8 protein-coding genes and 2 pseudogenes are annotated in these 12823 nt (G+C 37.3%); 8 read left to right on the forward strand and 2 right to left on the reverse strand.

What is annotated here, in order from left to right:
- The 8 genes and pseudogenes from AC1M9C_RS05930 to AC1M9C_RS05965 all read left to right on the forward strand — a co-directional run.
- Window positions 1-1877, forward strand: a 1877-nt coding sequence (locus AC1M9C_RS05930) for a DUF2345 domain-containing protein (protein ID WP_481953371.1), incomplete at its 5' end; no start/stop codon positions are given.
- A 17-nt stretch (window positions 1878-1894) separates the two neighbouring features.
- On the forward strand, window positions 1895-6664 hold the full coding sequence (locus AC1M9C_RS05935; protein WP_481586436.1) for an RHS repeat-associated core domain-containing protein: 4770 nt from the start codon (window positions 1895-1897) through the stop codon (window positions 6662-6664).
- Window positions 6664-6951, forward strand: a complete 288-nt coding sequence (locus AC1M9C_RS05940) for a hypothetical protein (protein ID WP_481586435.1) — start codon at window positions 6664-6666, stop codon at window positions 6949-6951. The genes AC1M9C_RS05935 and AC1M9C_RS05940 overlap by 1 nt, the downstream gene beginning before the upstream one ends.
- Window positions 6952-7044: 93 nt before the next feature.
- Window positions 7045-7686: a tetratricopeptide repeat protein gene (locus AC1M9C_RS05945; RefSeq protein WP_481586434.1), complete on the forward strand. Its 642-nt coding sequence runs from the start codon at window positions 7045-7047 to the stop codon at window positions 7684-7686.
- 222 nt (window positions 7687-7908) lie between these two features.
- Window positions 7909-8421 (forward strand): annotated as a pseudogene (locus tag AC1M9C_RS05950) (RHS repeat domain-containing protein); the annotation flags it as partial.
- A gap of 579 nt (window positions 8422-9000) precedes the next feature.
- Window positions 9001-9714 (forward strand): tetratricopeptide repeat protein, encoded by a 714-nt coding sequence (locus AC1M9C_RS05955; protein WP_092768994.1) that lies wholly within the window; start codon window positions 9001-9003, stop codon window positions 9712-9714.
- Between the two features lie 122 nt (window positions 9715-9836).
- Window positions 9837-12020, forward strand: a pseudogene (locus AC1M9C_RS05960) (RHS repeat-associated core domain-containing protein); the annotation flags it as partial.
- Window positions 12021-12138: 118 nt separating this feature from the next.
- Window positions 12139-12399 (forward strand): hypothetical protein, encoded by a 261-nt coding sequence (locus AC1M9C_RS05965; RefSeq protein WP_481607691.1) that lies wholly within the window; start codon window positions 12139-12141, stop codon window positions 12397-12399.
- Window positions 12400-12436: 37 nt separating this feature from the next.
- On the opposite strand, the gene AC1M9C_RS05970 is transcribed toward AC1M9C_RS05965, so the two are convergent.
- Window positions 12437-12547 carry a hypothetical protein gene (locus AC1M9C_RS05970; RefSeq protein ID WP_481595909.1) on the reverse strand — a complete coding sequence of 37 codons (111 nt, stop codon included), beginning with the start codon at window positions 12545-12547 and terminating at the stop codon, window positions 12437-12439.
- Between the two features lie 49 nt (window positions 12548-12596).
- The gene (locus tag AC1M9C_RS05975) at window positions 12597-12818 is read right to left on the reverse strand and encodes a hypothetical protein (RefSeq protein ID WP_481953420.1); all 222 of its coding nucleotides are present in this window, start codon (window positions 12816-12818) and stop codon (window positions 12597-12599) included.
- Between the last annotated feature and the right edge of the window lie 5 nt (window positions 12819-12823).

Consider the following 12823-nt stretch of genomic DNA (forward strand, 5'->3'; position numbering starts at 1 on the left):
AAAGTAAAGAAGTCCAAGGCGAAGGCTATGGACAACTCCGCTTTGATGACACCACAGGACAAATCTCCACCCAACTGCAAAACACCCACGGGGCGAGCCAACTCAACCTAGGGAATCTCAGTCATCCCAAAGCAACCGCAGAAAGTGAAGGACGAGGCGAAGGCTTCGAACTCAGAACCGACCAATGGGGTGCAGTACGAGCGGGCGAAGGCATACTCATCTCCACCTACAAACAAGAACAAGCCAAAGCAAACCATTTAGATGCAAGCGAAGCCAAACAACAACTCGAAAGTAGCTTAAACAACGCCAAAGCCTTAAGTGAAGTGGCAAAAAACCAACAAACTGACCCACTGAGCTTACTCGAAAACCTACAAGGCTATCTCAAGAACTTAGAGAGCGAAGACCAAAGCAAAGCCGCGGCCTTCAAACAAGCGATCATGCTTTTGGCTTCACCAAGTTCAATTGCCGTAGAAAGTAACGAAGATATCTACCTCAGTGCAGATGGGCAGATCAACCAAATTGCACAAGGAAGCATTAACACCAGCACGCAAGACAGTATCATCGGACATGCCAGCAAAAAGATCAGCTTATTTGCAGCGCAAGAAGGAGCACGACTGTATGCAGGGAAAGGCAAGATCGAGATTCAAGCTCAAGGGGATGGTGCTGATCTGATTGCAAGAAAGGGTGTGCAGATTATTTCGACGGAAGATCGAATTGAAATTAAAGCGGCAAAAAAAATAGTGTTGATCGGTGGCGGCTCACAGATTGAAATTAGCAGTTCGGGAGTTTTACCTACCACAGCTGGCAAGTTTGAAGTCAAAGCTGGACAGCATCTGTTTAAGCCAGGAGCAAGTGTAAGTGCTTCAGCTCAATTGCCAACAATGCAACCGTTAAAAGGTGCATTGAATCTTCTAAGAAGTTACGGTGGAAGTGAATTCTTTAAAGGAACTGGATATAAAGTTATCGACTCTCTTGGTAAGACAATAACAGGGAAATTAGATGCGAATGGATTTGCTCAAGTAACAGGAATTGCTCCTGCCGGTGCACAAGTCATTTTTGATAAAGATGAGCGAAGTCCTTGGGCATTATCAAGTCATTTTTCGCGAAGTTATGATTGGGCAGATGCTGTAATTCCTGGTGCATCTAATTTTGTGAACTCGAGCTTAAATCAGCTTGGACAGAATTTAATGGCTCAAGTTAAAAATAATTTGACTCAACTTGATAGTATGAATTTAAAGGATATAGGCAAGAATGCTTTAAAAGGTCTAGCAGACCAAACTGTTGGGCAACTCAAAAATCAAGTGGCAAGTTCTACCTTAGGTGGAATTTCAGAAAAATTAAATTTAGGTTTAAGTCCTGATCAATTGAAGACTATAAGCCAAATGGCAATAAATCCTTCTCGATCACTAGATATGATTCGCACGCAAGGCGTTGATTTTATAACTCAGCAGGCCACATCAAAGTTGATTCCGAATTTTATGAATTCAACTGGGTTTATGCCAAATACAAATTTTGATACAGCATTAGATCAGGAAAATATTTCGAATCAATCTGAAAAGGTCATTGTAACTGATGACTACATTGCACAGAAATATTATCAATCTGGCGGATTAACGTATACCGAAACAACAAGAATCAGTACGAAATCGAATCCAGTTCCATTGTTAACAAATCAAAAGACTGTTGAGGTTAATAAGCCTACACAAGTGAATAAAGTAGATGTGAGTACAAAGAATTCAACATCAGCAGATGATCAGTTTATTTCACAAAAATATTATCAATCTGGCGGCATTAAATATACGGAAACAACTCGATTAAAAACGAGTAATGATCGTCCTGATTTAGAACAATATAACGCGAAAAACTTAAAAGATTAAAAATATATAGGTTAGTCATGGCAACTGAAAACGAACAAGTTTCTAATAATGCACAATCGAGTGTTGAACTTGCTGTATTTAATTTAGACAGTGTGAGTAGTGTAGCGGACTTACAAGTTATTGCTAATCAAATTGAAAATTTCCTTGTGGTCTGTGGTCAAACATCATTACTTAAAGTCAAAGCAAATGCCCATATAACTACTGTAGCTAATATATATGCTTTAAGTGGAAGTGTGCTTGATTTATTGTTGTATGCAATGTCTCCTCAAACAGAAGTGCTTTCAATACAACGAAATGCTTTGCTTGGTGCGAATTTAATTGGATTGTTTGCAGAGCCTAAACATGAAGCACATGCAAGGATGGGTTTACGTCCCATTTTAGGATTAATGGCTGAATGTCTATATCCTGAAAATGGTAAAATTAAGTCAAATGACATTCGACGTATGGAATTACATCTTAATGCAAGAATGGCAGGGAATTTAGAGACCTATCTAAAAGAGACACAAGCTAAATTAGCGGACTTATTAACGAATGCAAATGCCTTGGCTGTTCAGATTCTAAAATCTCTTCAATCATCTTCATTATCGTCTGTTGCAACGGAAACAACATCGAGCGCATCAGCTGAAAAAAGAGATCCAAATTTACAATTTCAAAATTGGGCAATACCATTAATAGATTTACTCAGTGTTGAGCCTCAAGCAGATTTAACGCCTAAAATTGAATCAACTCCGAGTCATTTTGAAACTTTACTTGTAGAGGCGATTACTTCGATTAGTAACGATTTGCAGAATCAGACAAACCCAAGCTTGCAATACAGTCTTGGTTGGCTCATTCAACAAACACTTAAGGCTATTCAAGATAATCAAAATAAGGGAAATGCCAGTGTTCCGATTAATCAAACTGGTGAATTTGAGCGTCAAACTGATGGTGATATCCTTGAATTTGTCAGTTTGCAAGCAGATGCATTAATGGATCCACCATGTTTGAATCCAGCTGAACCAACAATAAGTGCTGAAACCAATACTGCTCATAGTATTAGCTATTCTATAGGTGCTGAACGAGTTTCCCATGTAGATTTCAGCCTACCTAAGCTGGGATTAGTATTCAATCGACTTTATAACTCCCAAATGGCGGAATTCGATAACGGTGCTTTGGGTGCTCGTTGGTTAATGCCTTTTTCTAATTTGATTGTTCCAAATGAAAAGGGTTATTTGTTTATTGATGCGAAAGGCAGAAAACAACAATTACCATCGATCATTATGAGCGAATCTTATGAAGTTCCATTCCAAGGTATTACAACACATCTAAATGAACAGGGTGATTTAGTCCTAAATTTTGGAACAGAATGGGATTATCAATTTAGTACATTCGATCAAGGTCAAAGTTATCAGCTTACACAAGAGAAAAATTCATCAACTCAAGAACAAGTTGATCTTCGTTATATCTTGCTAAATAGCAAAGCTTATTTACAAACCGTCCATTTTAATTTTAAGAAGACTCAGCAAATTTTGAAATTTGCGTACAATGATCAAGCAAAAATTATTGCTATATTTGTGGATGATCAAGAACAACCACTTGCTCGTTATGGGTACGATCATGACGGAAATTTAGTAGAAGCATATGATGAGAATGGTCACGCTCGTCAGTATTCATACAATGCGTATCATCAATTAACACGTTATACCGATCGATCAGGTCGTGGTCAAAATATTCGTTATGATTCGAATGAACCAAATGCAAAAGCCATTGAAGAATGGGCGGATGATGGAAGCTTTAAAACAACTTTAAAATGGCATCGTCGTCTGCGCCAAGTCGCTGTGTATGATGCTTACAACGTGCCGACCTATTACTACTTTGATTTGGATGGTTTTACTTATCGTATTCGATTAGCAGATGGTCGTGAAAAATGGTATTCACGTGATCAAAAAAAACGAATCACCCGAGAAATTGATTACAGTGGTCGAGAAACCCAACAACAATACAATGCAGAAGGACAACTGAGTAAAATCATTCAACCAAATGGCGGAGTGATTCGATTTGCTTATGATGAACATAAAAATCTAACTGAAATAAAAGATCCTGAAGGTCATATTTGGAAACGCGAATACAATGCAGATGGTTTGATCACCAAAGAGATCAATCCATTGGGTCACACAACACAATATAATTACAATGCCGAAGGTCAATTGATTGAAATTACTGATGCCAAAGGTGGTGTTAAAAAAATCAAATACAACGACCTTGGACAAATGATCTCCTATACCGATTGTTCGGGTAAAGAAAGTGCTTGGCAATATGATGAGGACGGGCTACTTAAGCAACAACAAGCCGCAGATCAAACAGGTGCACAATACATCTATAGTGATCAAGGGATAGACAAAGGACAACTTAAATCCATCATCTATCCAGATGGACAAAAAGAACACTTTGAACATGACCAAGAAGGACGCCTTCTCAAACACATTGATACCAAAGGACAGGTGACTCAATACCACTACAATGCAGTGGGTCTATTAGAAAAACGCCTTGATGCCAACAAACACCAAATTGCCTATCAGTGGGATAAACAAGGGCGTATACAGAAACTTATCAACCAAAACCATGCAGAATATGTATTCGAATACAACAGTTATGGTTATCTCACACGAGAACAGGCCTTTGATGGTGAAGAAAAACACTATAGTTACGATGAGCTTGGTCGACTTAGCCACATTCAACAACCGAATATCATTACACAATTAGGCTACTATGAAGACGGACAAATTGCGTCAAAAACCTACATCCACCGAGAAAGCAAACAACAACAAACAGAAGAATTTGCCTACAATCTCAATAGCCAGTTAATTCAAGCAAAGAACCAATATAGCCAAAACGACTTCTATCGTAATGCGTTAGGACAACTGGTTAGAGAACACCAACACTACCAAGTGCCAAACTTGAAACCACTCACAGCAGTGCTACGTTACGAATACGATGAACTCGGCAATCTCATCAAAACCGTTCGTCCGGATGGTCAGGAAATTAGCCATTTAACGTATGGCTCAGGACACATCTACGGTATTGCCCTGAACAAACAAGACATGGTGGGTTTTAAACGAGATGACCTACACCGAGAAACAGAACGCTATCTAACTAATGGTTTAATCCAAAGCAACCAATACAACGACGTTGGACTACTGATTGCACAGCGTATACATGTAGAACAAGAAACAGCAGATCGAACACAACATCAGGCACAACGCCAATACACATACGATGCCAACTACTTACTGACCCAAGTGCAAGACAGCCAAAAAGGCAAACTCAGCTACCAATACGATGCAATTGGACGCTTAATACAAGCGCAAAGCGCAAAGCAAACCGAACGCTACCACTTTGACCCAGCGGGCAACTTAATAGATCCGATTGCAACGCAAAGTGCAGAAATCAAAAACAACTTAGTGAAACACTACCAAGGCAAACACTACAAATACGATGCCCAAGGCAATGTGATTGAAAGACAACATTCAGGCCAACAGTTGAAACTGAAGTGGGACAACTTAAATCGCTTAATCGAAAGCGACCACAACGGGCAAATTACTGAATACGGCTACGATGTCTTTGGACGACGCCTGTATAAAGTCAACAAAGCAAATAATAGCCTCACCTTATTTGGTTGGGATGGCGATTTAATGATCTGGGAATCAAAAACCAGTTCAAATCCAACAGATAAAAACAACATAGAACTAGGCAAGCAAAGCTATACCAAACACTATATCTATGAGCCAAATAGCTTTGTACCGCTATTACAAGCAGGGTATCAAAGTTTCATTAAATTGATAGAAACACCGAATTACCAAAGATTTAAAACAGAACCCTATTCAATCTATAAAGACCCAGTATGGCGAACAGACACAAGAAATAATAGAGCAGAGTTAGAACGGATTGCGTTTTACCACTGTGACCAAGTAGGAACACCTCAAGCCTTAAGTAATGAACAAGGCGAATGTATTTGGGAGTTAACACTGAATACATGGGGACAAACACAACAGATCAAAGCAAAGAACCAAGAGAACCCATTAGAACAAAGTGATATCCGTTTCCAAGGGCAATATCATGATGAGGAAACGGGATTACATTACAACCGTTACAGATATTACGAACCATTTAGTGCACGGTATATAAGTAAAGATCCGATCGGTCTATTAGGTGGTTTAAATAACTCAGCTTATGTGAGTGATCCAAATCAGTGGATCGATCCGTTGGGGTTGGAAGAAACTCTTGGTAGCGCTATGAGAGAGGCATTTGTTGAACGCATTCCTGGAGCAAAAATACCAACTAGACTTAAGGATGCACCAGAACTATATCAAATGACTGATAGGGTACTTACTGGTATGAATGTAAACGCTACTGCTGCAGCTTTAGTTGGTGTAACAGCATCTGCAGGTTATGATGGGAATGGGAAGTATAATGTTAGAGGCGGAAATGCATACGGAGTTGCTTTGGAAGTTACTTCAACAAGAGAGGTTATTAATGCGGGTACGCAAACAGATGGTAAATATTATGAATTGTGTGCTAGCGCAGGACTAGGATTAGCAGTACAAACTTGTGTTGGTTATTCAAGGGGGGGAGGGGTTTATGGAAATGCTTCAGTGGGTGTGGGATTGGGAGCAGCTGTAAGTGGAGTAAGTGGGGAGAAAAGATCAAAAGATGCCTTGGCTCCTGAAACAAAAATTGATTATGATCAAATTAGGCAAAATCAAAGAATGCTTCCAACAAAACCCTTAGATTTCGGGGGGCTAAGATAATGACTGATGGTTTAATTGTTTTAATTTTTATTTTGAGTTTGCTTTTTTTTATAATAAGTTTTTGTTTAGTTCGGTTTTATTTGTATAAATATCTTTTAGAAAAAGGAGAGGTTGAAAGTTATATTGATTTTAACTTAAAAAGTATAAATCATATTGTATATATAAAAAAAATTTTATTTGAAGGAGGGGAGGGTGGTTATTATAGTGAAAAAATAAAAATTTTTTATATAGTGCAAATAGTATTTTTGGTCATGTTTTTAATTTCTATATTTGTTATGTTGAGGTGATCTTTGATTAAATTTTTGTTTATATTTTTATTTTCCCCTTTTTTTGTATATGCAAACTGTATTGATATTGATTATTCGATAGCGGATAAAGTTATGGAGAATAGTTTATATAATTTACAGGGAAATAATAAGAAAGTTAAGTATAATATTAACAAAATGAATGATAATTTTTATAAAAGTTATTATTATGGTTATTCTTATTTGGTTGGGAATAATGTTCTAGTGGATTATGAAAAGGCTGAGATTTTTTTAATAGAGTCAGCTAAATATTGTTTTTCGCCGGCACATTATTCCTTAGGTTTTTTGTATCTAGAAAAAAATGAGGTTGAAAAAGCTAAGAAGTGGTTTTTGTCTGCCAAAAACTTGGGAGATAGTTTAGGGGCTTATCAATTAGCTTTAATTTATAGAGATCAAAATAATAGTAATAAAATGTTAGAAAACTTAGAGTTTTCAGTTGAAAACGATTTCTTGCCATCAATTACTGAGCTTGGAGTGCAATATTACGATGGGAAGATAATTCGGAAAGATAATAATAAGGCGTTCCATTATTTTCAACTAGCTGCTAATATGAATGATTCATTAGCACAAAATAATTTAGCTTGGATGTATGAGCATGGCGAAGGTGTCGAAAAAAATATGGTTAAAGCTAAATATTGGTATAAACTATCGTTGAGTAATGGATTTTTATTAGCTAAAGAAAACTTAGAAAGACTAGATGTTTTAAATCAAAATTAGTAAATTTAAAGCCTATTGATATTGTATTTTAAAAAAATGAAATAGTAGGCTAGAATTTTTATTGTGTTTATGGCTTTGTTGCACAAAGTTATTCTTAAGGGCTTCTTCAGCCATATAATTTTCAAATGAAGAAGCTTACACACAAAATCTACCGCACAACCAATTGGCCTGCATATAACCGAGCACTCATTAGATAAAAACAACACAGAACAAGGCAATCAAAGCTATATCAAACACTATATCTATGAGCCGAATAGCTTTGTACCGCTATTCCAAGCAGGGTATCAACACTTTATACAACTGATAGAAACACCGAATTACCAAAGGTTTAAAACAGAACCGTATTCCATCCATAAAGATCCAGTGTGGAGAACAGACTCAAGGAAGAGTCGAACAGAGTTAGAACAGATTGCGTTCTACCACTGTGACCAAGTTGGTACACCTCAAGCTTTAAGTAATGAGCAAGGTGAATGTATCTGGGAGTTAACACTGAATACATGGGGACAAACACAACAGATCAAAACAAAGAACCAAGAGAATCCATTAGAAAAAAGTGATATCCGTTTCCAAGGGCAATATTACGATGAGGAAACAGGATTACATTACAACCGTTACAGATATTACGAACCATTTTGTGCGCGCTATGTAAGCAAAGATCCGATCAGTCTATTAGGTGGTTTAAATAACTTCGCTTATGTAAGTGATCCGAATCAGTGGATCGATCCACTGGGGTTGCAACTCCAAAAAAGCGATCATGGTTTTAATCATTCAATAGGAGCAAATGATGCACTAAGAACTTATGAAAGAAATCAAAAAAATAGAAAAAATTCCAATAATGGAGTTTCTCCAAATTACGTAACCGCATTGATTGAGAAAGCTGCATCTGGTAAAGCAATGTGTGCTAGTGTTGCAGCTGGTGTAGGGGGGGGTGGATGTGCCAGCTATAAGGGTGATGGAGTCATAGAAAGTAATTTGGAAAGAAGTGTTGGATTGTATGGGGGAGCTGCAATAATGAAGGACAAGAAATATGTTTGGGGAGAAAGGCAAGATGGTAAATATTATGAAGGGTGTGGTGCCACTGGCAAAAAGCAGTATTGTAGTGGAATAAATGATGATCAAACTACATATGGTTATACACAAAAAGCCATTGCTGGTAAAGTAGCTGGAGTCAAGTTGTCAGAAGGCAAGCAAACGACAACAGATCTAAAATTACCACCTATACCTAGACCAGCTGAAGTTCCAAGTAAAATGGGTTATCATACTTTGGATTTAGTAAATCATGGTTTATTCTAACTCTAATGTAGAAGGTTAAGTATGAAAAAAATAAGTTGTGTTATAATTTTTTTAAGCCTTTTATTTATAACGGCATGTCATAATTCTTCTAAAATAACACAAGATAATCAGAAATATGAAGTGCTTATTAAAAAAGCAGAAGGTGGTGATACTGTTGCCCAGTATAATTTAGGAGTTTTATATTTAAACGGAGATAATAATTTCAAGAGGAATATTAATGATGCTATATTTTGGTTAAATAAAGCTGCTGAAAATGGTGATTCTGATGCTCAATATAATTTAGGAGTAATTTATAGTAATAATGAATATGGACAATTACAAGATTTGGAAAAATCAAAAAATTGGTATGTTGTATCAGCTCAGTTAAATAATTCTAAAGCATTGAATAATCTTGCAAACTATTATAGGGATGGTATTCAAGTTCCTAAAGATTTAGAAGTGGCTGTAGAAATGTATAGATTATCAGCTAATCAGGGATATTCTGTAGCACAAGTTAATCTAGGAAGTATGTACTTAAATGGATATGGAATTGAAAAAAATATTCATAAGGCATTTGATTTGTTTAAATTAGCAGCTGAACAAGATGATCCTGATGGTCAATATTTAATAGGCAGCATGTATGCTGAGGGACTAGGTGTAAAAAAAGATATCGAATTAGCTAAATTCTGGATAAAGAAATCAGCAGATCAAGGTAATTTAGCTGCAAGACAGCGATTGAATAAGTTGGAGAATTAGGTTCTTTTTAGTCTATTCAGTAATATAGCTTTCAAAAAATAACTTTTATTTATAAAATTAGTAAATGAAAGTTTAGGTATATGATGTTTTAGAATTTTTTTTGAATCAATATATTCCACTAAAACCATGCAGAATACGTATTCGAATACAATATTTAGGGTTATCTCACACGAGAACAAGCCTTTGATGGTGAAGAAAAACACTATAGTTACGATGAGCTTGGTCGACTTAGCCACATTCAACAACCGAATATCATCACACAATTTGGCTACTATGAAGACGGACAAATTGCGTCAAAAACCTACATCCACCGCGAAAGCAAACAACACCAAACAGAAGAGTTTACTTACAATCTGAATAGCCAGTTAATTCAAGCAAAGAACCAACAGAGCCAAAACGACTTCTACCATAATGCGATAGGACAATTGGTTAGAGAACACCAACACTACCAAGTGCCAAATCTGAAACCAATGACTGCAGTACTACGTTATGAATACGATGAACTCGGCAATCTCATCAAAACTGTTCGTCCGGATGGTCAGGAAATTAGCCACTTAATTTATGGATCAGGACATATCTACGGTATTGCCCTAAATAAAAAAGACATGGTTGGTTTTAAACGTGATGACCTACACCGAGAAACAGAACGTTACCTTGCCAATGGTTTAAGCCAAAGCAACCAATACAACGACGTTGGATTACTGATTGCACAGCGCATATATGTAGAACAAGAAACAGCCAATAGAACACAACATCAGGCACAACGCCAATACACTTATAATGCCAACTACTTGTTGACTCAAGTTCAAGATAGTCAAAAAGGCATACTTAGTTATCAATACGATGCGATTGGTCGCTTAATACAAGCGCAAAGCTCAAAGCAAACTGAACGTTACCATTTTGACCCAGCGGGCAACTTAATAGATCCAGTTGCAACGCAAAGTGCAGAAATCAAAAACAACTTGGTGAAACACTATCAAGGCAAACACTACAAATACGATGCCCAAGGTAATGTGATTGAAACCCAGCAGGCAGACCAACAGTTGAAACTGAAGTGGGACAACTTAAATCGCTTAATCGAAAGCGACCACAACGGGCAAATCACTGAATATGGCTACGATGTCTTCGGGCGACGCCTGTATAAAGCCAACAAATCAAATAACAGCCTGACCTTATTTGGCTGGGATGGTGATTTAATGATTTGGGAATCAAAAACCAGTTCAAAATTAACAGATAAAAATAACACAGAACAAAATAGTCAAAGTTATACCAAACACTATATCTATGAGCCGAATAGCTTTGTACCGCTATTCCAAGCAGGGTATCAACACTTTATACAACTGATAGAAACACCGAATTACGAAAGATTTAAAACAGAACCGTATTCTATCCATAAAGATCCAGTGTGGAGAACAGACTCAAGGAAGAGTCCAACAGAGTTAGAACAGATTGCGTTCTACCACTGTGACCAAGTTGGTACACCTTAAGCTTTAAGTAATGAGCAAGGTGAATGTATCTGGGAGTTAACACTGAATACATGGGGACAAACACAACAGATCAAAGTGAAGCACCAAGAGAACCCATTAGAACAAAGTGATATCCGTTTCCAAGGGCAATATTACGATGAGGAAACAGGATTACATTACAACCGTTACAGATACTATGAACCGTATAGTGCACGTTATATCAGTAAAGACCCGATAGGGTTATTTGGTGGTATGAACACGTCGGCTTATGTAAGTGATCCGAATCAGTGGGTTGATCCAATGGGCTTGCAGCCAGAAGAAGGAAAAAAATCGGGATTAGGTATTGGCTTTCTATTCCCAAATACAATGTCTGGGTTTGCTAGAAAACCCGAGGATGCTCGTACTTTAAGATCATTAGGTGTAATACGTAATAATAACTTGGCGGCAGCATCTGTAGCAGGCTATGGACCTTATGTTGTGGCAGGAACTGCGGCAGCTGGATCTGCTGCTGCACCAGTTGTAGGTAGAGTGGCTGCACCAATTGCCCAGAAAGTAGCACCGCTTATTGGTACTGGAGCACAATTAGAAGGTGCAGGTTTAACTGCGGCTACAGTAGCTAAAGCAGCAGGTACTTCAGCGTTAGTAGGTGGCGGTATGGATGCTGGTATCCAAGCATATACTTGTAGATGCGTTAAAGATATTAATCTTGTACGTACTGGAGGAGTCGCTGCCGTTAGTGCTGTAACGAGTGGATGGGGAGCTACAACATCAGCAGCAGCTGGTTTTGGGCAAGTTGGTTGGAAAAGTGTGGCATACCCCAAATATAGGGAAGTTTGTTAAGAATAATGCTTCAGGCATGGTTATTTTTGCGAATGAGCAAGTCATGGGGCAAGCTGGTTCAAGAGCAGTTAAAGCTGCAACTGAAAAAGAAAAATCAACTAATAAATAAGGTGAAGTAATGTTAACAATTTTAGTGGAAATAATCATGGGAGTATTTATAGCGAATTTCAAAGCTACAGAACATCCGATTATTAATATTATTATACGAGGTATTATTATTGCTGTAGTTATGTTTTTATTGATGGTCTTCTCAGATCTATCAAATGGTAAAGACAGTTCTATTGGGCTAGCACTAGCTATAAGTATTGGAGTAGGGTTAATAATTAGCTTAGGAGTTTTTTTAATTGAGATAATAGCAAATTATATTGATAAGAAATAGTGATGGAATATATTTTAAATTAGGGTTCTTTCATAAATCATTTTTTACTCAGTTCTAAATTATAAATCCCTGCGATTAAACTGAATCTTAATCCCAATCTTTTGCCACGGTTGCGATATCGCTCAGCAAGGATTTTGAAGGTCTTCAAAGTCCCAAATACATGCTCAATCCCAATTCTTCTTTTATTGATTTCTTGGTTATAAAGTTTTAGCTACAGGATGTAGTTTACAGCGCTTTTTTGCTTTTAATGGCAATAGACTATTTGGATACACCGTATAAATCCCTTGATAGCCTTTATCTGAAAGGATAAAAGACCCTTTAAGAATTTGATTCAGGTTACGTTTGAAAAGCTCGAAATCATGTACAGCACCACGACTCGTGCATAAACTCAGAACTTGCTGTGTTCTATAATGGATAATGGCTT

The organism is Acinetobacter sp. 24-47-39 (genome assembly GCF_056783825.1).

Coding starts and splice junctions, on each gene's coding strand:
- AC1M9C_RS05955 (WP_092768994.1), top strand. CDS start 9,001: ATGAAAAAAATAAGTTGTGTTATAATTTTTTTAAGCCTTTTATTTATA.
- AC1M9C_RS05965 (WP_481607691.1), top strand. CDS start 12,139: ATGTTAACAATTTTAGTGGAAATAATCATGGGAGTATTTATAGCGAAT.
- AC1M9C_RS05940 (WP_481586435.1), top strand. CDS start 6,664: ATGACTGATGGTTTAATTGTTTTAATTTTTATTTTGAGTTTGCTTTTT.
- AC1M9C_RS05935 (WP_481586436.1), top strand. CDS start 1,895: ATGGCAACTGAAAACGAACAAGTTTCTAATAATGCACAATCGAGTGTT.
- AC1M9C_RS05945 (WP_481586434.1), top strand. CDS start 7,045: ATGGAGAATAGTTTATATAATTTACAGGGAAATAATAAGAAAGTTAAG.